24 protein-coding genes and 1 pseudogene are annotated in these 25009 nt (G+C 44.4%); 18 read left to right on the top strand and 7 right to left on the bottom strand.

Going from position 1 to position 25009, the window contains the following annotated elements; translation table 11 throughout:
• Window positions 1–214: 214 nt before the first annotated feature.
• The 5 genes from P404_RS0115990 (at window position 215) to P404_RS17815 (ending at window position 7910) form a co-directional block, all read left to right on the top strand.
• A complete protein-coding gene (locus P404_RS0115990; protein ID WP_034774026.1) occupies window positions 215–1369 on the top strand; it encodes an ISL3 family transposase in 1155 nt (384 codons plus the stop codon).
• 105 nt (window positions 1370–1474) lie between these two features.
• A complete protein-coding gene (locus tag P404_RS0115995; RefSeq protein WP_026831323.1) occupies window positions 1475–3139 on the top strand; it encodes an FAD-binding protein in 1665 nt (554 codons plus the stop codon).
• Between the two features lie 24 nt (window positions 3140–3163).
• Entirely contained in the window at window positions 3164–4438 is a 1275-nt protein-coding gene (locus P404_RS0116000) for an ATP-grasp domain-containing protein (protein WP_026831324.1), read from the top strand.
• Between the two features lie 1274 nt (window positions 4439–5712).
• Window positions 5713–6588 (top strand): PhzF family phenazine biosynthesis protein, encoded by an 876-nt coding sequence (locus P404_RS0116010; RefSeq protein ID WP_026831326.1) that lies wholly within the window; start codon window positions 5713–5715, stop codon window positions 6586–6588.
• Between the two features lie 419 nt (window positions 6589–7007).
• The gene (locus tag P404_RS17815; protein ID WP_051590538.1) at window positions 7008–7910 is read left to right on the top strand and encodes an ATP-binding protein; all 903 of its coding nucleotides are present in this window, start codon (window positions 7008–7010) and stop codon (window positions 7908–7910) included.
• Window positions 7911–8216: 306 nt separating this feature from the next.
• On the opposite strand, the gene P404_RS0116020 is transcribed toward P404_RS17815, so the two are convergent.
• On the bottom strand, window positions 8217–9632 hold the full coding sequence (locus P404_RS0116020; RefSeq protein WP_026831327.1) for an NAD-dependent succinate-semialdehyde dehydrogenase: 1416 nt from the start codon (window positions 9630–9632) through the stop codon (window positions 8217–8219).
• 194 nt (window positions 9633–9826) lie between these two features.
• Here P404_RS0116020 and P404_RS0116025 point away from each other — a divergent pair, with 194 nt between their 5' ends.
• Together P404_RS0116025 and P404_RS17820 are read left to right on the top strand one after the other, a co-directional pair.
• Window positions 9827–11071 carry a polysaccharide deacetylase family protein gene (locus tag P404_RS0116025; RefSeq protein ID WP_026831328.1) on the top strand — a complete coding sequence of 415 codons (1245 nt, stop codon included), beginning with the start codon at window positions 9827–9829 and terminating at the stop codon, window positions 11069–11071.
• Between the two features lie 126 nt (window positions 11072–11197).
• Complete coding sequence (locus P404_RS17820) at window positions 11198–12226, top strand: hypothetical protein (RefSeq protein ID WP_201770349.1); 1029 nt, start codon at window positions 11198–11200, stop codon at window positions 12224–12226.
• Here P404_RS17820 and P404_RS0116035 read toward each other — a convergent pair.
• Window positions 12213–12980, bottom strand: coding sequence for an SDR family NAD(P)-dependent oxidoreductase (locus P404_RS0116035; protein WP_026831329.1), 768 nt, complete (start codon window positions 12978–12980; stop codon window positions 12213–12215). The genes P404_RS17820 and P404_RS0116035 overlap by 14 nt on opposite strands.
• A gap of 120 nt (window positions 12981–13100) precedes the next feature.
• On the opposite strand from P404_RS0116035, the gene P404_RS0116040 reads away from it, so the two are divergent.
• Window positions 13101–13733, top strand: a complete 633-nt coding sequence (locus P404_RS0116040) for a hypothetical protein (RefSeq protein WP_026831330.1) — start codon at window positions 13101–13103, stop codon at window positions 13731–13733.
• On the opposite strand, the gene P404_RS0116045 is transcribed toward P404_RS0116040, so the two are convergent.
• Window positions 13715–14581 carry a LysR family transcriptional regulator gene (locus tag P404_RS0116045; protein WP_026831331.1) on the bottom strand — a complete coding sequence of 289 codons (867 nt, stop codon included), beginning with the start codon at window positions 14579–14581 and terminating at the stop codon, window positions 13715–13717. The two genes, P404_RS0116040 and P404_RS0116045, sit on opposite strands and share 19 nt — an antisense overlap.
• Before the next feature lie 142 nt (window positions 14582–14723).
• Between P404_RS0116045 and P404_RS0116050 the strand changes: the two genes are divergently transcribed.
• From P404_RS0116050 to P404_RS0116065, 4 genes are all read left to right on the top strand, one after another.
• Window positions 14724–15062 carry an ArsR/SmtB family transcription factor gene (locus P404_RS0116050; protein ID WP_026831332.1) on the top strand — a complete coding sequence of 113 codons (339 nt, stop codon included), beginning with the start codon at window positions 14724–14726 and terminating at the stop codon, window positions 15060–15062.
• 6 nt (window positions 15063–15068) lie between these two features.
• Window positions 15069–15584 (top strand): SRPBCC domain-containing protein, encoded by a 516-nt coding sequence (locus tag P404_RS0116055; protein ID WP_034774715.1) that lies wholly within the window; start codon window positions 15069–15071, stop codon window positions 15582–15584.
• A 172-nt stretch (window positions 15585–15756) separates the two neighbouring features.
• Entirely contained in the window at window positions 15757–17049 is a 1293-nt protein-coding gene (locus P404_RS0116060) for a globin-coupled sensor protein (RefSeq protein ID WP_026831334.1), read from the top strand.
• Between the two features lie 13 nt (window positions 17050–17062).
• Complete coding sequence (locus P404_RS0116065; RefSeq protein ID WP_026831335.1) at window positions 17063–17500, top strand: DUF4362 domain-containing protein; 438 nt, start codon at window positions 17063–17065, stop codon at window positions 17498–17500.
• A gap of 43 nt (window positions 17501–17543) precedes the next feature.
• Here the strand turns inward: P404_RS0116065 and P404_RS0116070 are convergent, their stop codons facing one another.
• Entirely contained in the window at window positions 17544–18191 is a 648-nt protein-coding gene (locus P404_RS0116070) for a homing endonuclease associated repeat-containing protein (protein WP_026831336.1), read from the bottom strand.
• 129 nt (window positions 18192–18320) lie between these two features.
• A complete protein-coding gene (locus tag P404_RS0116075; RefSeq protein WP_026831337.1) occupies window positions 18321–18689 on the bottom strand; it encodes a hypothetical protein in 369 nt (122 codons plus the stop codon).
• An 86-nt stretch (window positions 18690–18775) separates the two neighbouring features.
• Between P404_RS0116075 and P404_RS17825 the strand changes: the two genes are divergently transcribed.
• On the top strand, window positions 18776–19186 hold the full coding sequence (locus tag P404_RS17825; RefSeq protein ID WP_034774717.1) for a MarR family winged helix-turn-helix transcriptional regulator: 411 nt from the start codon (window positions 18776–18778) through the stop codon (window positions 19184–19186).
• Window positions 19167–19853: a hypothetical protein gene (locus P404_RS0116085; protein WP_026831338.1), complete on the top strand. Its 687-nt coding sequence runs from the start codon at window positions 19167–19169 to the stop codon at window positions 19851–19853. Before P404_RS17825 ends, P404_RS0116085 begins: the two co-directional genes overlap by 20 nt.
• Window positions 19854–19896: 43 nt before the next feature.
• On the opposite strand, the gene P404_RS0116090 is transcribed toward P404_RS0116085, so the two are convergent.
• On the bottom strand, window positions 19897–21789 hold the full coding sequence (locus P404_RS0116090; protein WP_026831339.1) for a DUF4084 domain-containing protein: 1893 nt from the start codon (window positions 21787–21789) through the stop codon (window positions 19897–19899).
• Between the two features lie 375 nt (window positions 21790–22164).
• Entirely contained in the window at window positions 22165–23226 is a 1062-nt protein-coding gene (locus P404_RS17830; protein ID WP_051590540.1) for an ISL3 family transposase, read from the bottom strand.
• Window positions 23227–23279: 53 nt separating this feature from the next.
• Between P404_RS17830 and P404_RS0116100 the strand changes: the two genes are divergently transcribed.
• The 4 genes and pseudogenes from P404_RS0116100 to P404_RS0116115 all read left to right on the top strand — a co-directional run bounded on the left by P404_RS0116100 (window position 23280) and on the right by P404_RS0116115 (window position 24818).
• Entirely contained in the window at window positions 23280–23717 is a 438-nt protein-coding gene (locus P404_RS0116100) for an NUDIX domain-containing protein (RefSeq protein ID WP_034774719.1), read from the top strand.
• 14 nt (window positions 23718–23731) lie between these two features.
• Window positions 23732–24025, top strand: coding sequence for a hypothetical protein (locus tag P404_RS18870; RefSeq protein ID WP_236624440.1), 294 nt, complete (start codon window positions 23732–23734; stop codon window positions 24023–24025).
• 15 nt (window positions 24026–24040) lie between these two features.
• Window positions 24041–24196, top strand: a pseudogene (locus P404_RS18875) (N-acetyltransferase); the annotation flags it as partial.
• 247 nt (window positions 24197–24443) lie between these two features.
• A complete protein-coding gene (locus tag P404_RS0116115) occupies window positions 24444–24818 on the top strand; it encodes a YciI family protein (protein ID WP_026831341.1) in 375 nt (124 codons plus the stop codon).
• Window positions 24819–25009: the final 191 nt, after the last annotated feature.

Here is a 25009-nt window from a genome sequence, read left to right on the forward strand (position 1 = left end):
TAACATAATAAGGAATAAAAGTAATGGGTATTTATTACTATTTTTATTTTTTATAAATTGATCTTAAATGTTTAAAATGGTTGAAAGGTGGCTCATCACCATAAGGTGTGGTTGACACATAAAATCCATCGGATTTTAAATCGAACATAGAAAAAAAGCGAAAACCCCGGTATCGTAATTGTTGTCTAGACAAACCACGATTGGAGTTTTCGCCTTGTCCCAACAGTTTATCAAATTAATTCTTCCGCTTCCAGCCCTTTTTCAAATCCAGATGTCGTCCGATGAAGAACCGCACGTATTTCCTGTCATTCCTGATACACATGAAATCCCTTGTCCGCTATGCGAAAAAAAGACCATCCTGCATTCGAAAAAGCGTCGTCGTTTTCGACACGGTCATGCGTGGGGAGTCGGTGCCTTGTGGATCGAACTGGATGTCCCACGTCAAAGATGCCTCTCTTGTGATTTGACGTTCGTATATGACTACGGTCTCGGACTCGTCCGTACTTCTACCGAAGTGTTCCGAAAAGGCATCACAGAACGGTGCCATGGCCGGACAATTTCAGATGTTGCGCATGAATATGAACTTCCTTATACGACTGTGGAACGGTGGTTTTATCAGTACGCTTCAGTGGATACAGTGGGACAGGCGACACACATCCTCGTCGATGAGTTCGCCACGAGAAAAGGACACCACTATGCGACGATCGTTCTTGATGCCAAGACTGGACGTCTTCTGTCTATCGTCCCGGGCCGGGACGTATCGGCGATTACGGCTGCGCTTCAAGGTGTACTGGGAGATGTTCGTTCTGTCGTCAGTGATTTTGCACCTGCGATGGCGAAGGCAACTACTCGTGTCTTCCCGAATGCAGCGCATGTGCTGGATCGTTTTCATCTCATCCAGTTCTTTACGGATGCTCTTCGCCGCCGGCGTCGTTTTTTGAACGAGGCAAGACGCCATCATCATGTTCGTGTGATTGATCGTGCTCTCGCTTGTCGTCCGGAAGCATTGGCTCTTGAAGATCGAGAGGTCGCCCATTCTTGTATTCTAGAAGACTCGTTTACCCGGGATCTTTATCAAGGACTCCAACATATTCGATATGTGTTGAAAGCAACGTGCGACGGGCAGGCATGCCGAAGACTGAAAGACTGGCTGGAACGTTATCAATTTCATCCATGCGGACCTCTTGCGAAAATCGCGAAAGCGATTCGTGGCCGTGAAGAAGCGATGCGTCAAACCATTGTATCGACACTATCGAATGGGAAAATGGAAGGGACGAACAATAAGATTAAGCTCATTAAACGTCGTGGTTATGGCTACCGAAACCTCGAACGATTCTTTTTGAGATTGCGCCTTGAGCTTGGTCGTTAAAATAGCAACCACGTGTTATGGTGATGAGCCTGAAAGGTATTTATTTTTACTTTTATTGGATGTATATTCAAAAAGTATTTAAAAATAGAGAGGAAGAGTTAATTAATGGTTATTATTGGTTCTGGTATTACAGGTTTAGTGGCTGCTTATTATGCATGTAAGGAAAATAAAAAGGTTAGTTTAGTTACAAAAAATTATTATTCAAATAATGAATACAGTTGGAAGAGTAACGGAGGATGTAGCTGGAAAACTCATGCGTTTAATGTTGCTTTAGGAGAAGATAGAGTAGAAGATCATATAGTTGACACTATGATTGGTTCTGATTATCTAGCTAATGAAGAATTAGTAGAAGTACTTTGCAGTGAAGCTCCGCTTATCGTTGATTTTTTAGAAGAAATTGGTGTGAATTTAGATAGAAACGAAGATGGAACCATACAAAAAAAACCATTTGGAGGAAACGGGATCTCAAGAGCTGTTTTTGTAGAAGACAGATTAGGATATTACATTGTAAAAGCATTAAATAATCAAATGAACAATCTGATAACTACTGGACAACTGACAATTTTAGAAGGTTTACGAGTAGTAGAAGTTGAGACAAATATTGATGAAGAAAACAAGCATTTATTGACTTTTATCAATGTGAGTACTAATGAGCTACTTGAAATCAAAACGCATACAATCATTTTTGCTGATGGTGGTGGAGCAAGTATGTATGCACCGACAGCATCTTCAGAAGATAAAACTTGTGATGGCCTAAATCTTGCTTACGAGATGGGACTTGATTTAATTGACATGGAATTTGTACAGTTTCATCCAACGGGATTAGTATCAGACAATCCGATATACAATGGTTCATTATTTGAAGAATCTTTACGATTTTCAGGTGCAAAGTTAAAGAATAAAAATGGAGAGCGTTTTATGTTTTCTTATAATCCTTTAGGAGAATGTGCGACACGTGATAAAGTATCCAGAGGTATATACATGGAAATTATGAAGGGCAATGGATTCGAAAATGGATCAGTAGAATTAGATTTGTCTGATTGCTATGAAGAAATAATCGATTCATATCCTGCTCTAAAAGAGCGATTAGTTCAGGCGGGATATGATATCGAAGAAAACAGAAGTATTTTCATAAAGCCAACTGCTCACTTTATGATGGGTGGTGTAAAAATCAATTCGAAATGTGAAACAAATATTTCTGGTATTTATTTCGCTGGTGAAAGTGCAGGTGGTGTTCATGGTGCAAATAGATTAGGTGGTAACGGACTCACTGAAGCATTAGTGTTTGGTAAAATAGCTGGGACAGAAGCCCTTAATTATACTTTAAGTTTGATTAGCAATACAGATATGGAAGAAATTATGTTATCAAAAAGAACGGTTAACTATAAAATTAACGGTCTGGTAAAAGGCGATCTATATTCTGATTTTAAACAATTAAAAGAAGTTATGTATAAAAATGTTGGGCCAGTTAGGACTAAAAAAGGCTTAGAAGATAGTTTAGCATACTTAAAATCATTGAAAGCACATAGCTATGACTTAACTAGTCTTCCTACTAAGAATTCATATCAAATATATTTAGACTATAAAAATTTGTTATTTACCTCTGAATTGATTGTTACAGCAGCACTTTTAAGAAATGAATCTAGAGGATCTCATTATAGAGAAGACTATCTAGATAAATTGGATGTAAATAAAAATTACATCTTAAAAAAAGAAAAGAATCAAGTGTGTACCTCTGTAATTGATACACCAAAACTACAACTTAATTAATATTATCAATAGGGAGTGTTAAATGTGAAAAAAGCTTTTGCTGTAATGGGATATAATAATACAAGAATAAACGATGTAAACACAATAAAAAATATCGCATGTAGTGTGTATGATGCGGACATTATTTTATGTAAAGATATTATTACTGAAGAAGATAAAAATTTGATTTCAAACACTATTGAAGTTGATTTACTAGGAAATTCTATCGGTCCTATTACGAGTTACCTTAAAAAAAATGATTTTGAACTTATTGGTGTACTTCCGTTTTCTGACCGAGGAGTTCCTTTAGGTTCATTATTAGCTCAACATTTCTCATTACCAGGGGACCAAGGTGGGGAAATGGCAGAAGCCTGCATAAAAAAATCAAAATTTAGAAATATTGAAAGTCAAACTGAATTGCCAAATTGGTATAAAAAAGTTGATTATCTATATACGACAACTAGAGAAGGTATTGAATCTTTTTATGAAAAACATAAGGTGTTTTTTATCAAACCTAACTCTGAAGGAAATAGTAGAGGTTGTATGATGATTAGCAGTATCGAAGATTTAACCTATTGGTTAGATGTTTTCCATGAATATGTCCCTCATGGAGTTCTGTGTGAAGAATTAATCGATGGTCTGCACGAATATAGTTATGACGCTGTAGGAAGTTATGAGTGGATAACAGAAAAAAAGACAACAGATGGGCGCTTTAAAGGAGAATATAATCACATTTCACCTGCTCCATTGTCAAAAGAAATGTACAATAGACTTATTGAAGCAGGTAGAGCAGTAAAGAATATGATCGGATCAGTAAATGGGGCTAATCATCATGAATTTTTCATTAATAAAGACTATACGATTTCTTGTGTAGAACCTAACCGTAGACCTGCCGGAGCTAAAGTGTTCTTATTTGGCGAACAATTGTACGATTCTTTAGAAAGCTCATATGAAGAGTGGATGAGAAGCCTTTCTAAAGTTGAGGATAATACTAGTAAAGAAAATGGTTCTACAAACCTTCTAAATGAGAATGTTGTTGGATTCAGATGGTTCAGAGCAGATAAGGAAATGATAATCCCAGAAACTAACTTTGAAAATTTGAATACCTATATTAAAGAAAAATACAATACAAAGATTATTGATTTATTTTTCAATGTAAAATCAGGCGATAAAATTACTAACAATATCCAGGATAATTCTCATTTTTTGGGCCACGTATATGCTAAAGCTACAAGTTATTCTGAATTGATGGACATGCTTGATGATATTGAAAAATATGTTGTAAACCATTTATGCAATGTGGCAGTAAGTAAATATTAAATTTCAGATATATATTTTCTTTTTATAAAAATTTCTTACTGTTTAATTTAGTCTAGTATTTTTCTGACGAAGCGAACAGTTTGATAATAAAACGGTTTACGTTCTAAAGCGGATCACTTCGATGTGATCCGCTTTTTTTAAATTGAAGATAATGAAAAGGATCGTAAGTCGGCTATCGAGAATACATGAGGTGAGGAAATGCATGTAGGAAGTTAAATGCATCATCGATATATTGATCTAAGCAAAAAACTACATCTAAGAACAGGTCTGAACAATGTTGAAGTAAAGCGTTGATGGAATATTTCATTTGATTACTGATCATGGAATGAACATTTCTATCTCCACATCTCGTATCTAGATTTATAAGTCTATTGGGTCAATGAAATGTCCTGTTCAGAATCGAGCGCAATCGAAAGTGATCAAGATGATCAAGGGAATTGGCTAATGAAAGTGAACGGTTCGGTTTAATTTTTCCGATGGGAAAAGACAGCCGTTGATTTATTAAAATAATACAGGGCCGGCAGAAAACTATATACTAAGGGTAAAATTTTTTGTGGCGGCAGTATTGAAGAGCCGCGACATTTTAAAAGAATTATTCACTCCTACTTTCGCGGCAAACCGTATTGTCAGATGTACTGCTCATGTTTTAAACATCAATCTCATTACATGGGACATGGCTCCCAAAAAACGATCTCATCTAAAAAGTTGATATGCGTATATGTATAATACTCCGCTTTTTAAATTTCCAATCGATTACGACGAATCAATTTACGAGAAGGAAGAAACGAACAAAATGCAATCAAACTGAGACAAGGACGTTCTGTCCTTGCTTTTTTTACATCCGATGTCAATATTTCGTATACTCGAAACATACTAAGAAATGGAAAGGGTTGATGACTTATGATAATTGCTTTTATAAAAAGTGGCATATCAGATTTTTCTTTAATAGTGAATTCGCGAGAAAAAAAGTTTGACGTCACTGGATTCGGGACGTGGAAATGGATTTATGAAAAGTTGGAGATTGAGCACTTCCTATACGCCAACCGAATCATTATGCTTGATTGTGGTTTGATTCGATACTTGTCCAACGGTAGAACATCAATGGTCAATCTGATTGGTCGATTGATTCTATCTCAAGTAATAAAATCCGTCGTGCAGCCTGAATGTGTAGAAAGATTCCATCGTTATACAGAGACGGTCTCGGTACAAGACGAACATTTTAAAGAGGTTTTACCGTTTGGAGAACGAATTTTAGTGAACGAGGAGGTAGTTTAATGAACGTAACCGTCCTCCATTATGATGTCTTCACGGAAACGCCCGGTCATGGTAACCCAGCCGGGGTCGTCCTACAAGCAGAACATCTGACGCATCAACAGATGCAATTGATTGCTCGTTTTGCTGGATTCACTGAGACGACATTTGTACAACGTTCGATCAATGCGACGTGGAATATGCGTTATTTCGCGCCTGGCAAGGAGATGAATCTTTGTGGTCACGGGACGATTGCTGCATTGACGGCACTAGCACAAGCTAGTCAGTTACCGCAGAAATTCACGATCGACACACAAGCCGGTATTCTAAAAGGAAAACAGGCAGCTGTAAAAACCCGATTCCGGTTGCGGCAAGGGAATCCACAAATCGTTCCGTTCCAAGGAGCAGTCCGTCCCATACTCGCAACCATCGGGTTAGACATCAAGCATCTCGATGATCGTCTACCAATTGTCTATGGCAGCACAGGAAACTGGACACTCATTTTACCCATCCGCCGGTTGATAGATTTCAAGAGGATGCGGCCAGACAATGAACGTTTCCAGCAGGTATTGACGGCATTTCCTACTGCATCCATACATCCGATTTGTCTCGAGACCTATCAATCCGTTCATCTGCATGGTCGACACTTTTCCGCATCCGGTGCTGGAACGGTTGAAGACCCTGTCACTGGGACATCAAGTGGCGTGATGGGGGTCTATCATCGCCTGTTTATTAATCCGCTGTCTACGGAGACAATCAGAATTGAACAAGGACACGAGATGAATCGCCCCGGCACCGTCGACATTCTTGTTAGCGGAACAGAATCGGACCCTTCACAGTGGCAGGTCGAAATGGAAGGAGGGAGTATTTTTGTAGGGGCACGATCTATTACGATATAGAGAGACGGTCCGCTCATCACTTCGATTGTCATCTTCACTGATTTATTGAAAGCAGAGGATAGAGATGGTCGATAGTGTATTGTGAATGGTCTTTAGGTAAACATCTTCAGACATATATCGATCATTCACACCATATTGAACTAATGATGAACCGTCTAGTTGAAAGATGTAGAGCATAGCACTTTGTTTGGTAAATCCAAAGAATGGTGCAGTATTTTCTTATTATACATAGTCATAAGATCAATGCTGAGAAACTTGAATGTTTATCCATTTAAAAGTAGCTCTATTGTATTCGGAAAACCTTAGTGTTTTGAACATCCGTTCGCAGTCGTTTCAGGAAATCACGTTCTCTAACACTTATCGTTCTTTAAGAGAAAATATTTCGAAATCTGAGAAAAAACAAAGGAGGGTGAAACACATTGAAAAAGTTCGACCTGAATATTGAGCAGGTACTCGAAAACTGGGAAGTCTATCATGCTCTTCGAGAAATTATCGCCAATGCATTAGACGAACAGGTCCTTACACGATCAAAAGATATCCGTATCGAATGTGATTCGGATGGCAATTGGCGCATTCGTGATTATGGCCGAGGCTTGCAGTACGTGCACTTCACGCAAAATGAGAACCAGGAGAAGTTGAACCATCCGAATCTAATCGGGCGTTTTGGTGTCGGGTTGAAGGATGCTATGGCGACGTTTGATCGTCATGATGTCGGTGTTGAGATTCTATCGAGACACGGGCGGTTCACCTTAGGAAAAAGCAATAAACATGCGTTCGAGGATGTCATGACGCTCCATGCCTATATCGAGCCATCTCTCGATGATGCGTTCGAGGGAACGGAATTCATCCTCTCGAATATATCCGAAGAGGATATCCAGAAAGCGAAGCGACTCTTTCTACTCTTCAGTGATGAGCAGGTACTTTCCACCGTTCAATACGGTCAAATCTTAGAAAAGCATGGTCATACGGCGAATATCTACATCAATGGCGTGAAGGTCGCAGCGGAGGAGGACTTCCTCTTCTCTTACAACATCACCTCATTGACGAAGGGGATGAAGAAGGAGTTGAATCGAGAACGTACGAACGTCGGACGTACCGCCTATTCGTCTCGTGTGAAGCAGATACTCCTTGATAACAAGGAACCTCGTACGACCCGTCTTCTAGTAGAATCATTGAATCGGTTCACGGAAGGAGAGCTTCCAGTTGAACTCACATGGAAGGACGTGGCTATCCATTCCTGTAAGCTATTGAACATGCTTGAGGATGTCGTGTTCATGACACCCTCCCAAAATAAATCGAATATGATGTACTCTTTTAAGTAGACCATATTCTTGAAATATACGAAGAATAACTCTTATGAGATGTTGATGCATCTTATAAATTAACTATCTGAGCTCCATTTGCGCTATCTATATTTGATAGATAGGACTTGGATTACCTTAAATGAATGCATCTTGTTACAAGCGGATTTCCTCATTCTCATAATAAATATAGAGGGTTTAAATGCGGATAATTTTGTGTGTTATTCATTAATTTGAATAGAAATGGCCGATGATTCCGTGGAAAGAAGGAATCATCGGCCATTTTAGTAGTTTTGAAGCGACTTATGAGTCGGCCCGATTTTACGATTAAGCGAGTGACAGGTATTTGACTTCGAGGTAATCCTCGATGCCGTAGACGCCGCCTTCACGACCAAGTCCACTTTCTTTATAACCGCCGAATGGTGCTTGGGCAGCGGATGGTGCACCGTCGTTCAGACCGACGATGCCGTACTCGAGTTTTTTACCGAGTTGAAGCGCTTCGTCGATTTTTTCCGAGAACGCATATGCCGCAAGACCGTACGGTGTGTTGTTCGCCCGCTTGATGACTTCGTCGAGTGTTTCGAAGACGGAGATCGGAGCGAGTGGACCAAACGTTTCTTCCTGCATGCAGATCATGTCTTCCGTGACATTACCGAGGACAGTTGGTTCGACGAAGTAACCGACTGAATCATCAATCGTACCGCCTGTTAAAATCGTTGCGCCTTTAGCGACGGCGTCGTCAATATGTGCTTTGACTTTGGCGACAGCCTTCGCATTGATCAACGGTCCGATCGTCGAATCCGCATCGAGCCCGTTACCGACTTTCAACCGCTTGACTTCGGCGACGAATTTTTCAGTGAAGGCGTCGAGAACCGATGCCTGGACATAAAAGCGGTTCGTTGCGACACAAGCTTGACCGCCGTTGCGGAATTTCGAGCGGATGGCACCTTGAACGGCTTTGTCGAGATCCGCATTTTCCGTGACGATGAACGGAGCGTGACCACCGAGTTCAAGTGATAATTTTTTCATTGTATCAGCCGCTTGACGCATGATTAATTTACCAACAGCTGTCGAGCCCGTGAACGTGATTTTCCGAACGCGGGAATCGGCTTGCCAGACACCACTGATTGTTGCTGCGTCCCCCGTCAAGACGTTGATCGCACCAGCCGGAATACCGGCTTCAATCGCCAGTTCAACAAGACGAAGTGCTGTATACGGTGTTTCTTCCGATGGTTTGAGGACGACCGTACAGCCGGCAGCAAGCGCCGGAGCAAGTTTCCGTGTGATCATCGCCGCGGGGAAGTTCCATGGTGTGATCGCCGCAACGACACCAACCGGTTCTTTTTCGACGAATAGCCGTTTTCCGGGAACGGATGCCGGAATTGTTTCCCCATAAATCCGGCGTGCTTCTTCTGCGTACCAACGGACGTATTGATTCCCGTAATCGATTTCCCCGCGTGCTTCGATGAACGGTTTTCCTTGTTCACGTGTCATGATGTCTGCCAGTTCATCACGGTGTTGTTGAATCAGACGGTACCAGGCATCGATTTTATCAGCGCGGTCGTCTGCTGTCCGCTGTGACCAGTCGACGAAAGCTGTACTTGCCGCATCGACGGCACGCGCTGCATCGTCTGCTGTGCTGCTTGGGACGTGTCCGAGTAATTCTTTTATTGCCGGGTTGAAGACCGGAATCGTTTCCTCTGTGTCATACCATACTCCATTGATTACATTTTGTTCTATCATGTGTTGCACCTCCGTGTGTTTTCATTACGTCCCTTATTAAACACCCATCCGACCGGTTTGTGTACTTCCGCTTTGGATGGGGGGCATAACGAACTGGAATGACCCGATAAAAACCGTTAATCGACTGAATAATCGGGAATATGAATAGTATGCAGAGTGGAGCGTCGTTCGTCGGAGAAAGGGTGAGGTTTCATATGAATAGGAAATGGATCGGAGCAAGTCTTGCCGGGATTGTGTTCGTCAGCGGATGTGGACAACCGTCAATCGAATCGGCAACGAAACCGAAGCAGGTGCAGCGTCAAGCGACAGACGCGAGCTACATAAGACAGGAGTTAAAACGCGCCGAGTTCATTGCAGCACAATATGATTACGGGCGGGCCATCCGGATTGTCGACCGGTTGAAGACGACGGAAGCAAAACAAAAGCGGAAGGAATATGCGGCGAAGCAGGCGAATCTCGGCACGGTTAAAGCCGGTACGTCCGTCCCGCACCTGTTTTTCCACTCTTTGATCGCGGAACCGAAACGCGCCTTTGACGGGGACCGGAAACAGCAGGGTTACGATGATTATATGGTGACGCAAGGTGAGTTCGAACGGATTTTGACCGCCTTGTATCAGCGTAACTATGTCCTCGTCCGACCGACGGATCTTGCGACGTGGCAAGACGGACGGATGACGGAAAAGGGACTTCCTTTTCCAAAAGGCAAAAAGCCGCTTGTCCTGTCGCAGGATGACGTTAATTACTATGAATACATGATCGGCGACGGTTTTGCGACGACGTTAAAAGTCAAAGACGGACGGATCACGAATTCGATGACCGGAAAACCGGACGGCGCGTACGATCTCGTGCCAATCGTGGACGCGTTCGTTAACCGTCATCCGGATTTTTCTTACCACGGCGCAAAAGGATTACTCGGTATTACGGGCTATAACGGCGTTCTCGGTTACCGGTCGTCGTATGCCCAGTATGGCAACTCTGCTAAAGTCGAACAGGCGCGTCAACAGGCGAAAGCGACGGCGACCGCTCTGAAGAAAGACGGGTGGCAGTTTGCCAGCCATACGTATGGTCACATCGCGATCGGGAAAGTCAGTCTGGCGACGATTCAGGCGGATACGGCGCGCTACAAACGTGATGTCGCTCCATTGATTGGAACGACACGGCAGTTGATCTATCCATTCGGCAGTGATATTCAGAATTGGCATGGTTACACGGGGGATAAATACCGCTATTTGACGCAACAGGGTTTTCATTATTTTTATAACGTCGATGCGTCGCAACATGCTTGGAAACAGTTGGGCAAAGACTATTACCGCCAGGCGCGGATTAATGTCGACGGGATCCGGCTCCGCCAGGCCTTGGCGAAAAAAACAAAGGTCTTGGATCCGTTCTTCGATACAAAAACCGTTTTTGATACGATGCGTCCGGTCGTTAAAAAATAATTCGAAGTTTTAAAAACAGATTGACCCATTTAATGATTCACACCAGTCCGTGTGACATTAAATGGGTATTATTTGTATAGAAGAGTTTTTTTCTCAATACTGCTTTGATAAAAAGGGGTTCAGGATATGCAGACAGGTTATAAGGTGTTCCTGGCAGCTACTGTTATCAGTAGCCCAATTGGATTGAATCATCAGGTCTCTGCCCAAACCGATACATTTCAAGTCGTATCGACAAGTTATACAAAGCCGTTAACAACGTTCGAGACATATGTCGGAAATAAAAAGATTGAAACGGTATACTTTACACTCGGGGGCACCGATCGTCTGCATGACGGATTGTTATACAGTTCTTACGGTGACCGTGTCATCGATCTGAAGAACAGCAAGAAAGTAATCAAGCAGGTCGAACCGGGACCAGTCCGGATTAAGAAATACAAAAATGCTTACTACGCAATGAGTTTATCGGCGATTAATCAATTTTCACTCTCGAAATATACATTGGATTTCAAGAAAATCGGTGCAACGAAACGCTATACCGGATTCGGTAGAGACCTGATTGTGACTGGTGACAAATTATATGTCCTGGCAGATCATATGAAAGGAATCGATTACTCCATTAAACTACATACCTTTGATACAAAATCATTCAAGTCTCTCCACCAGGAGACCTTCAAACAGTTAATTCATGCTGATCATATACGTCAGAACGGCTCACAGCTGAAGATTTATGGTACCTCTCTGGAAAATGATAATAAATTGACTATCTTGTCTTATGACACGAAGAAACAGCGCAACACGAAAATGATGACGACGAACCAACATGTAAAAGGCGGGGTGGAGAAAACACAGATGCTCTCACGGGAAACCGAACTGATTTTCAATATGGACTGTCTGTTTGAAATCAACCATTGGACGAAACAAGCCCGTCTCCTATATGACAATGATCATGATTTGATTGACTACGCGTATGACGCCAAGACGAAAACATATCATGTCCTTGAACTAACAACGAAAACAGATGACTACCGGGTTATGACGTTGAACAATAAGTTTATCATTTTGATGAAAAAGACAGTTGTTCTACTCAAGGACAAACAGGGACTCTCGATAAAAATCGGAAGTCCCTGTTGCTTTGTTCTAATTAAAATCCTTTAATCGTCATCCCACCGTCAACAAACAGCGTTTGTCCGGTAACGTATGTTCCGGCGTCTGATGCCAGAAAGACAGCCGGTCCGACGAGTTCTGTCAGTTCACCGACCCGGCCGAGCGGTGTCACGTCGACGATGTCCTGTAAATAAGACGGATTGGCGAGCAACGGTTCCGTCAGCGGTGTCTTGAAATACCACGGTCCGATCGCATTGACGCGGATATTTTTCGGACCCCATTCAAGCGCCAATACTTTTGTCATCTGAATCAAAGCTGCTTTCGTCGTCGCATAGACGACACCGGTCCGCAAGGCAACGTGCCCCGCGACCGAAGCAATGTTCAGGATACTGCCGCCCGTGTCCTGCATCCGGCGCCCGATTTCCTGTGAGAACAGGAAGGCAGACTTTAAGTTCGTCTGCTGGATTGTTTCCCACTCGTCCTCGGTGACATCCAGTGCTTTCGAGCGGATGTTCATTCCGGCATTGTTGACAAGGACATCAATCCGGTCGACATATGTATAGGCACGGTCGACTGTCGCCTGGACTTGTGTCCGGTCCGTCACGTCGCATGTTAAGACAAAGGCGCGCCGTCCAAGCTGTTCGATTTGTTTTGCCGTTTCCTGTAAGTCGGACTCGGTCCGGGCGACAAGTAGTAGATCGGCACCGGCTTCCGCCATCCCGATGGCGAGAGCACGTCCAATCCCGCGTCCGGCACCCGTCACGAGAACGGTTTTTTGATCCAATCGAAACGAAGGTAAGTACATACGATCACATCCTATCTGACAATATAATTTCACTGTACGCTGAAATTGACTGAAAAGAAAGAAAAATGATGATGGATTGATGACGATATGCTATTATTTGGTAAAAAAAGGAGGGGCGACATGGAACGGAAGCTCGGACTGATGATTCTCTCCGTTTTAGTACTGGCTGCATCGCTCGTCGCGTTTGAACGGTATGTCTACACGACTTACATTTACAAACCGGCGGACTACACATTCCATTACAAAATCAAACCGCGGAAAGGGCTGAAGGCCGCGACGATAAAAATCAAATATTTTCCGAGTGGTCCGATGATCAAAGGAGCATCCTTATTCTTGCCCGATATTCTGTTGCCGATTGGAGCACTGGTCACAGCCTTCTTATCTGTTTTTGTGTTCCGCCGGTTACTCGGATACCGCCGGCGTAAACAGTTGCTTGAGCCGACGGAAGAGGGGGATCCGCAAATCTTACGTCCGAAGATAGCACCGCTTGACGGGCATCCGGAGCGACAACGACAACAAACGGACTCCGTTTCCGAAGTCCGTCAATTGATTGCTTCTTTTGACCGGCAGCTACCGGACGGATCAAAACGCCGGCCGGAAGAAACGGTCAAGGACTGGCTCGACCGGATAAAGTTGACGATTGATCCGATGCTCAATCACTTGGTTCGTTACGGGGAAGTCGACGATCGGACGCTTGACCGTTCCGAGATTGACGCTCTGCGGAGCCGGCTGGATCAACGGTTGCGCGGATGACCGATCAGTCGGAGTAACGTCTGATGATGTTCCGTATCCCGTGTTACAAGCGACAGTTCGCGTGTCACGTCAAAACCGGTAATTGGTAACGTCCGGATTTCCGCTGGCAGACCATCCTGGAAAATCGCCGGTAAAATCGCAATCCCGAGTTTTGCCCGGATGAAACCGAGGACACTTGAACCGAACTCCATTTCCGAAGCGACGGTATAGGTCGCGCCGCGCTCGGTGAAAGCTGCCTTTAAGATGTTCGTCGAGTCACAGTCGATCGGCAACGACAGAAACGATGAAGCTTCAATCTGATCAAAACGGACATCGACACAACCTTCAAACCGTTCGTCAGCTTCATGGAAGTACAGTAAAAACGGTTCCGTATAGAGGTGCGTCGACGGATACGGATGCTCGATCTGCCGGTCGTCGAGCAACACGGCATCGTACTGGTGCTGCTCAAGACCGGTCATCAATTCGATATACGTGTGGGCCGTCTTGATCTTCAGTTCCGGTCCATCCACTGTTGGATGGTTGGCGAAGTGTTGCGGCAAATAAGACATGGCGACACTCGGCCATGAACCGAGTGTGAACGACGTCTGTCCCTGCAACTGATCAATTTTTCGTTGCATGTCATCGAGCTGTTCGAGAATTTTTTGTCCGTCTTTGAAGACGATTTCTCCTGCCGGCGTCAACGAGACGCCGCTCGTCGTCCGTGTGAACAGGGGAGCGCCGACCGCCTGTTCGAGATTTTTGATTTGTTTGCTGAGCGCCGGTTGCGTCATATGCAAAAGTTCACTCGCTTTCGTCAGGCTGGATGTTTCCGCCGTGACGTGAAAGGCTTCGAGCCATTCGGTTTTCATCAGACTTCACACTCGCTCTCGCTTCTTGTGCTTTGACGATACTGTACGTTTGTTTCGTCTGACAACTATTTCGCTCAATTTTATATATTCTTTGTTTGGAATATTCCTTTTGGGGTATATATAAACAGAAGAGGTGGAAATCATGTCAGATGGGCTTGCACGTACGTTATTTGCTTTATCCGATACCAATCGCTTGAAAATCGTCGAACTGTTGAAGAGGGGTCCGTTACCGGTCGGTGAAATTGCGGCGCAGTTACGTCTCAACCAACCGCAAACATCGAAACACCTGAAAGTTTTGCTCGAAGCGGATATCGTCCGGATCGAACCGGCCGCCAACCGCAGAATCTATCATTTGCGGACAGAGCCGTTCCAAGGTCTCACTGCGTGGAGCCAATCGTTTGAACAGCAGATGGTCAGCCGGATGACACGACTTGAAGGCTATTTGGAACAGATGCAGGACACAGTCAACCCAAAGGAGTGAACGATGATGCAAGAAAAACTAAAAACGAAAGTCGAAGGTTCCGTTTTACAAATGGAATGGACGTTTGATGCCCCGCGCGAAATGGTATTTGCCGCATTCACGGAAAAAGAGCATCTCGAAGCCTGGTGGGGACCGGAAGGCTGGCAAACGGAAATCACGACCTTTGATTTCGTCGAAGGCGGTATTTGGCATTACTGTATGCGCTGTGAGGATCCAAATCAGGGCGAGTTTTTCGGGATGGAATCCTGGGGAAAAGCCATCTTCCGACAGATTGATGCTCCGCACCGTTACGCCCATGCCGATTATTTTTCGGATGCGTCCGGTACGATCTCGGAAGAACTTCCCGGTAGTGAAAACGTGACGACGTTCGAAAGCATCGGTGATCGGACCCGGGTGTTGTTCCGGTCGGACTTTAAGACCGAGGAAGCCGTAAAACAGGTCCTTGAGATGGGTATGAAAGAAGGGTTTACGTCACAATTGCACCGTCTCGATCAATGGCTTCTTCAACGAACTGTATCCTAAAAGTTTCTGACAATCCGTCACTGACGGGTTGTTTTTTTCGAGCAGTCATGCAAAGCTGTCACTCTTTTGGAAAAAAGATCATTCATTTTGGGAATTCAAAGGAAAATGCTTCATCTTTAGCAGCATGAAGCCGTTATACAAGATGAGATGATTGAAAAAGGGGATCGATAGTGTGAAATGGTGGACGAAACAACAAGAGATGACGTTTTCAGAACGGATGCAACAAGAACGCGAACACGTTCGCCTGGAAGCGGGGGCGGCATTTGCGCAACAACTCCAGTTGATTGATTTGACGGTCGAGGATTTACAGATCGTCCGTTTGATCCGTCATGATGTAGCGGAGTGGATGCCGCAGATGGTCGATGCGTTTTATGCGGAACTGGTCCGGGTGCCGGAGCTGAAACAACTGATTGAACGGCACTCGACACTCGAACGCTTAAAAGGAACACTTGCACAGCATATCCTCCAGATGTTTGACGGACAGGTCACACCGGACTACATCAACGTCCGAAAACGGATTGCCGATCGGCATGTCCGGATCGGCCTGCAAAATAAGTGGTACATCGCCGCTTTCCAAAAAGTATTAAACGTCTTGAGCCGGCAAATCGAGGACAGTACGTTACCTGAATCGGAACAGGTCCGGATTGTCCGTTCTGCCGGAAAACTGTTTAATCTCGAACAACAGATCGTCCTGACGATGTATGAGGAGATGGTCGAAGCCGAGCGGCAGACAGTCACGGATGCGAAACAGCGTGTCGGACAGACCGTTCAAAAGTCGACAGAGGAACTGGCCGCGATGAGTCAACAATCGTCCGCCAGTTTTCAGGAAATGGAGCGACATGCCCAGCAGGTGTCCGTGACGACCGGGGCGATTGCGACACAATTGACCCAGGCCGCGAAAGAAGCGGCAGACGGTGTCGAATTGGTCGAGGCGGAAACGAAACGGTTTGAGCAAGTTGTCGAAGAGATGACGCTGACGACGGAACAGATGACGCAACTCGCCTTTTTGTCACGCGAAATCGAACGGATCGCCGGGATGGTGACGGCGATTTCCGATCAGACGAACCTGCTGAGTCTCAATGCTTCGATCGAGGCCGCACGGGCCGGGGAGATGGGACGGGGCTTTACCGTCGTCGCCCAGGAAATCCGGAAACTGGCGGAAGAAAGTAAACGGTCCGCGTCAGAAGCATCAAGCATCGCCCAGGAAATCACTTCGAAAATGGGACAAGTCTCGGAGCGGATGAGCGGGACCGAACAGTCGGTCGTGCAAACGACGGAAGAACTGACCCGTGTCGTCACTGCCTTTACGACGATTTCCCGCCAAACGGTCGATGTCTCGAAACAAATCATTACATTGTCGCAGGATACGGAACAGGTCGCCGGAACGATTGAAGGGATGCGCCATATCGCGGAATCGATTGCGGAGACGGCAGACGATTTACAGACCGTCGCGACGACACTCTGAAAGGGGAATAGGGATGAGAAAACGAATCCATCTGTTGCTTGGAGTTGGAATTCTGATGCTGGCCGGTTGTGCAAGTCATGATTACCCGTCAGAGGAAGCCGTCAAAAACGGTGACATCGTCACGACACCGGAACGGCACAATCTCGACCGGTTCGAGACGTTTTTAACGCGAGTCGGGCAACAGAAACAGGATACGATCCGGATTACGGGGTATACGACGGAAGGCGATGCCATTCTTGAAGATGTGACGTATGACGGGGAACGGTTTATTTATTCACTCGATTCGTCGCGTGATGAATATGGTTCGCAGACAGACGACCGGGACAAGGAAATCTGTCAAAACCTTGAGCAACAAACAACTGATCAAGGGAATAGCTTCACCCTGACCGATTGCAAAGAAGGACAGAATCATGAGATTTTCAAATCAAATCCTGATGAACTTAAAAAATGAAAAAACAGTTGATCCTCGCGTGAATCGGAGGATCAACTGTTTTTTAGTCGAGTGTCTCTTCGAGAATCCGCAAGGCTTCCCGCCAACTCGCGAACCGTTCGATCAACAGGGTCAAGGAAGGGGCTTGGTGCTTACGGGCAAACCGGACATACTCTTGGCTCGTTAAGTCAGGACCGAGTTCTTTGTATGCCTGGCGCAATGCGTTCAGGCAATCTTCGTCGGAATAAAAACCGTTTGATGACAACTGGAAATGTGCCAGTGCCTGTTTCCATGTCCCGTAATGGCGGATGATTGTGTTCGCGCTCACCATCTGCGGGTGTTTTTCCCGTAACCCCGAGTAGGAACGGATGGTCACGCGCGAGCCACGCGTCTTGATATAAAAAGCGATACTTTCGTTCACACTCCAGCGTTTTTGGCTGGATGTATCGGTTTTTGCACGGTTCAGCATCAAATGGTCCTCGATTGACAATTCGAACGGTTTGACGATGCCCGCTTGTTCCAATAGTTTGGTCCAAGAGCCAAACCGTTGTTCAATTTCCTGTAAAGAGGGATAGGGCAGGTGCATGGCTAGTTTTTGATAATGTGCTGCTTTCATCGGTGTTGTATGTAACTGGTGAAGACCTTGAATCAAGCGGATGATTTTTTCATCCGTCGTCAAGGTGGAAGTGGGTGTGTGCGTGGTCTCTTTCATAGGAAGTCTCCCTTAGTGAATCGTTGGAACGTAATGAAATTAGTGTACCATCAACCTCCAAGAGATTTAACTAACAAAATCGTAAGGTTCAAAGGGACAGTCTTCTCGAACAGAAGGACCCTGCATCCATCAACCTTCCGGAATGGCCGTATACCGGTAAGTGGTCGTTCCTTTGAAAACATACAGTACGCCGGTCGCGTCTTCATTCCGGTATAACTTCGTGCCGGATTGCCAGTGTGTCGCCGTCCGGTCCGTCAAAGGTTGTTTCGAAGTCAGTTGTTTCGTGACGGTCGAAAAGGAAATCACGTCCTCTTTTTTGATCGACGAGTCTTTTCCGTTGAGCCGATACACCCGGTCGTCTGCTCGAATCAAGTCAGCCGATGTATCTTGACGAGCTTCCGTCGCAATCGAATCCGTCGTCGAAGTCGTTGTTTCAGTGGTACATCCTGCCATAAAGAATAGACTGCTCATGACGATCAGAATGATTCGTTTATTCATGGTCTGTCCTCGCTTTCCTGACTGTTTATTTATATCGTAATTTACGATATAATCGTTTTTAACGATATAAAAAGGGGTTGTAAAAAATGTCGACGATTCATGAAGACTTTGCCCGGTTGTACTATCATCTGCACCCGAAATGGACGGAAAATCTGTCGCATCAAAGTGTCCGGATTTTGCAAACGATTCAAATGACCGGCTCTATGACGGTGAAAGAACTTGCGATTCGATTTAATTTATCTCCGAATACCGCATCAGAGCACGTGAAAAAATTAGAGGGGCTTGGGTATATCGTCAAACAACGTTCGCGGACGGATCAACGTGTTGTCCAGATCCTCTTGACAGCAGAAGGGCTATCCGCTGTCAAAACGCATACTGAACTCGATGCCAGTCGGATTAAACGTGTCTTCGAGCAGTTATCGCCTGCAGAAAAACACATGATTCAAACGGCATTTCAGCTGTTTCGGGAGGCGACCGATGACTGCTTTTCTGATTAAGATTCTGACCAGTGCCGTCATCATCGGTCTCGTCACGGAAATTGCCCGGCGCTCTCCGACATATGGTGGGGCGGATCACTGTTGTTCAGCGTATGCTGTGCCGGAGCATGCTGGTGGATTGTTTGGATGCTCCAGCAGCAACTTACGTTGTTATCGAGTCGTCTATAAAAGACAACAGGAGACAGAGTCACGCATGCGAATCTATACACAATCAGACATCGATACCTTCGAAGACCGATACGAATATGAACTTTCATTAAATCTACATACAATCGAACAACCGTACCAAATCATTGAAGACTTGAATATCGTGTCTTTTGACAGATCCACCATCATTCCAGAAAAGCTAGCCGAACAGTATACACTTGTGTTGTTGGTTCCGGTGTTTCCACGTTTCCACGTGTTACGTCCCTTGAAACGCTTAGGCAGCAACACGACGTTTGAATTGCTCGAAGTCACACAAGATTCGCTTAATCAACAAATAATCGATTTTTTGGTTGAAAACGAACTCAGTTTTCCTTTTTTCTTAATCAAGCATGTCGAACGGATTTCGTTCGCTTTACCACATATGAGTAACGAATACCTTGTTCTAACAAATGGAGGAGAAAATGAACTCATCGAACTGCGATTGGAATTTGGCGGAATCGTTCATCTGTTTTTTAAATAAGCTTGCTTGTGTACATGCATGAAAGATGTTTTTAGGAGATCACTTACTTCTCTAATTCCTGGAGAGAGGTATATAGACTATAAGCTCCTTTGGGACATTTTTTCTTAGCAGCATACATCGCAATGTCTGCATGCTTCATCAATTCTCGAAATGAATTCGCATCCATCGGAAAAGATGACACACCAAGGCTTGGAGTACAATGGAGGACTTGTCCGCAAATGGTATAAGGCTCTCTAAGGCGAATCACCAACATGTTCGCTAACTCATGTAATTTTGATTCAGATTCAATGTTTTCCACAATCAATGTAAATTCATCTCCACCTTGTCTCGCAATCATCGTAAAAGATTCTGACAAGCTATGCAGACGCCTAGCGACAGCTATGAGAAGTTGATCCCCTACATCATGCCCTAAAGAATCGTTCACATGTTTAAATTGATTTAAATCCATGAAAAATAGCGAGATATTTTGACTCGAACTGATATTGATTTGATTATTGATAAGATCATGTATTTTTTCCTCGAAAGCAATCCGGTTGTAAAGTCCCGTTAAAGCATCATGATAGGCCAAGTAACTAACTTTTTGTTCATTTTCTTTGTTTAGCGTAATGTCTTTACCGATTCCGAATATACCTACTAGCTTGTCCCGAACGATAATAGGAATATTTGTAATGTACATATATGATTTTTTTCCATGGTGACCGTGTACTACTGTTTCGTAACTCCGAGGATGACCAACAAACACGTGTTGGAGTTCAGAAGTGACGCGTGCCCGATCAAGTGGATCGACATACGTCAAACTGTTTTTTCCAATCAATTTTGCATTCGTTACACCGAGCAAGGTGCTACAGGATTTATTAGCACTATCAAACCGTCCGGTGAGATCAGTTGAGTAGACTGGATCTGGGTGATATTCAAATAACGATTTATACCGTTCTTCACTAATTTCTAGTTCTTGGGTTTTACGATGATATTGTTTGATCAAGCGTTGATTTTCCAAAATCATAAGTATTTGACGAATGATCACCAACATAATCGATAGTCCTGAACCGATGGTAACGGAATCTGTTTCATTTGAATGCAAGCCCATGAAGAAAAATAAAATCAGTACACCTCCATAAGGTGTCACCAATTGAAGAATATTCATACGAGCGACAATGGTTTCAGACTCTCGTGATGGCTCGGAAGATGTATGAAGAAATCCAGACAAACCAAGTAGCATCATGACAACAATAAACAACGGATCAATCAAACTACCTGAAAAATAAGCGCTGATGGACAGTAAATAAAGGTAGAGTGAATCAGCTGCAGCTTGCGTGAGAAATGCTACAAATACAAGCAGCATAGAAATATTTTGATTCTGTTTTGTTGCACTGAAAAAAAGAAAGGCTGTCGCTAAAAGCATACCTAAATCGCCGATCGGGTATGCTAGAGAAACTATTAGCTCAATCATACTAATAGTATTTGATGAAAGAATTGGTGCGAGTAGAAAATGCCAAGAAAATGTAGTTGCGACCACTATGGTGATTAAAATATCAAAAAGAAAGGGAACACGTTCTTGTTTCTTTGTTTGGTGAATGATTTTATAAATAAGTGCGCTTAAAATACAAATAACTTGCAAGAGATAGAAAATATCTGTCCATCCGGGATAAGGTACTTCTTTTATAAAAATACTTTCCGTAACGAACCAAATGATTTCTGCGATTAAATAAAAAAATGTGGCACAACATAAAATCAGCCAGAATATTTTATCTGTTCCATTAGATTTTTGGACAGTCGAAGATAACCATGCCAAGGAAATGATGATTCCGAGCATTGAAAAAATATTCCCTCCAAGAGCTTGAAGAAATGGGATATCTTTAAATACTAAAATCCAAAGATAATAGGATATAAGATAAAAAAATAAAATGAAAATGGGAAATCGGATTTGTTTAATCATGCATCTTCTAAACTCCTTTTTTATGATTCATCTATTATATACGGCTTGAGGGGAAATTCTGATTAAGATTTTATTGTTAGGTAAATGGATAGGCAAAACATGCCGAGAATCAAAAACATAATATATATATTGGACTTTATAAAACGGACGAGACCATTTCGCTCGTCCGTTTTCAGAATAAGATAATTAATAACGACCTAAGATACTGGAACTATTTTAGGTTCTGGAAGAAGATCCATAAAGAAAAAAATACCTAAATCAGCGAACTGAAATAAGAGTGTAACTGTATTCATCCAAAAAGACTCTTTTTGCAGATGATAAAGGGGATGAAGTAGATAATAATAAGGCTCATCACCATAACACATGGTTGCTATTTTAACGACCAAGCTCAAGGCGCAATCTCAAAAAGAATCGCTCGAGGTTTCGATAGCCATAACCACGACGTTTAATGAGCTTAATCTTATTGTTCGTCCCTTCCATTTTCCCATTCGATAGTGTCGATACAATGGTGTGACGCATCGTTTCTTCACGGCCACGAATCGCTTTCGCGATTTTCGCAAGAGGTCCGCACGGATGGAACTGATAACGTTCCAGCCAGTCTTTCAGTCTTCGGCATGCCTGCCCGTCGCACGTTGCTTTCAACACATATCGGATATGTTGGAGTCCTTGATAAAGATCCCGGGTAAACGAGTCTTCTAGAATACAAGAATGGGCGGCCTCTCGGTCTTCAAGAGCCAATGCTTCCGTTCGACAAGCGAGAGCACGATCGATCACACGAACATGATGATGGCGTCTTGCCTCGTTCAAAAAACGACGCCGGCGGCGAAGAGCATCGGTAAAGAACTGGATGAGATGAAAACGGTCCAGTACATGTGCTGCATTCGGGAAGACACGAGTAGTTGCCTTCGCCATCGCAGGTGCAAAATCACTGACGACAGAACGAACATCTCCCAGTACACCTTGAAGAGCAGCCGTAATCGCCGATACGTCCCGGCCCGGGACGATAGACAGAAGACGTCCAGTCTTGGCATCAAGAACGATCGTCGCATAGTGGTGTCCTTTTCTCGTGGCGAACTCATCGACGAGGATGTGTGTCGCATGTCCCACTGGATCCACTGAAGCGTACTGATAAAACCACCGTTCCACAGTCGTATACGGAAGTTCATATTCATGCGCAACATCTGAAATTGTGCGGCCATGGCACCGTTCTGTGATGCCTTTTCGGAACACTTCGGTAGAAGTACGGACGAGTCCGAGACCGTAGTCATATACGAACGTCAAATCACAAGAGAGGCGTCTTTGACGTGGGACATCCAGTTCGATCCACAAGGCACCGACTCCCCACGCATGACCGTATCGAAAACGACGACGCTTTTTTGAATGCAGGATGGTCTTTTTTTCGCATAGCGGACAAGGGATTTCATGTGTCAACCACACCTTATGGTGATGATCCTAAAAAATACCATCTATTGATTTGAGGGGGAATGAGAATGACACGCCAAAAAAATATCGTCTATAACGTCTTGTTAAACGAGACACGGGATCAGGTCCTGATGGTCAAAAACATCGGACCGTCTTATTCGTACTACACGCTACCTGGGGGAACAGTTGAAGCGGGGGAGACGTTACCGGAAGCAGCTGTCCGGGAAGCGAAGGAAGAGACCGGTTATGACGTTGCGGTCGGGGAATTGTTACACGTCAGCGAAGCCTTTTTCCCGCAAGTTGATGAACACTGTCTGTTCTTCTTTTTCCAGTCGGAGATTCGCGAGGGCGAACTTGGGACGATTTTTCCGGATGAAATCGAGGAGATTTCGTGGGTCACGATTGCCGATGCCGTTCAGTTCATGAATCTGTCGAAAGAATACGAACAGATCCTCACGACGCAGCAGACGGTTCCGTACGTCTTCAACGGACAAATTACGCACTGAGCGGAGGGATACACATGCAGATTATCGAAACGACGGATCTCGATACACTGGCCCGGCTGAACCGCTACGTCCATGAGCCGCACGTCGCGCAACAGCCGGACTTCTTTAAACCGTACGACTTCGCGACGGTCCGGGCATTTTTTGCGGAAATCGTCGGAACCGGCAACCATCAGTTTTTGATGGCGGAACTCGACGGCGAAGCGATCGGCTACGTCTGGATCGAATATCTCCGGCGTCCGGAAAGTGCCTTTCATTTTGCCAATTCGAAAGTCCGCGTCCATCATCTCTGTATCGTCGACGATAAATAGCAGCAAGGGTTCGGTCGTCAGTTGTTGCTTGCAGTCGAGCGCCGGGCACTCGAACAGGACATACATAAAATTGATCTCGACTACTGGATGAGCAACGACGGGGTCGATGTCTTCTACGAACGGCTTGGCTTTGAAAAGATGCGCCAAGTCGTCGCAAAATCGTTACATTAAGAAAGAGGGAAGTACGAATGGATTATACAGACTTGAATTTCATCTTTGGTTTGCTGCGCATAGCAGTGCTCGTCATGGCGATTCCGTCAATGGTGTACGCCTTGTATCTGTTGCGCAAGATTGCCAATAAATAAGCGGCACCTTGTTTCCTCTACGGAGACAAGGTGTTTTGTATTATCCCGCTTGAAAACAGGGTAATGAAATAAGAGTGATTTGCCAGGAAATTCTTGAAACCAGGAGGGATCAAATGTTATTTTTATTCATCGGTTATTACGACGCGGAAAAGATGAATCAGTCCTCGCAACAAGAGCTCGATGCCGTCATGGAACGATGTAATCCACCGCTCGCGACCTTTTTTACGAAGCTCAACGTTTTGTCTGAATGGCATCCGGGAGCCGAAACGAAACGGGCACGGCTCCTCGACGGTCAGATCCGGCATCAGGACGGACCGGACCCGGACAAAACGGAACAGATCGGCAGTCTGATCGTGTTTGAAGCGGATGATTTGGAACAGGCCGTCGACTTGGCGTTGCTTCATCCGACGACTCAGATTGAGGAAGCTGAGCAGTACGGCTGGCGGATGGAAGTACGGCCGTTGATTGATCCAAAAGAAGCAAAATAGACGGTTTTTTTGAACATACAGCGCATCGATGCGTTGTATGTTTTTGTGATTTTCGGGTATACCTGTTTCATAGCTGATCAAAAGAAACCAGAAAGTCAGCTGACACTCCCACCACTAAAGTAGTCGGGTTCTAGCGTACAAGGGCTTCCAACGCTACTCGAGAGCAACGGAGACTCACCCTGTTCCGTTAG

It is taken from the genome of Exiguobacterium antarcticum DSM 14480 (assembly GCF_000685865.1).
GTDB classification, from domain to species: domain Bacteria; phylum Bacillota; class Bacilli; order Exiguobacteriales; family Exiguobacteriaceae; genus Exiguobacterium_A; species Exiguobacterium_A antarcticum.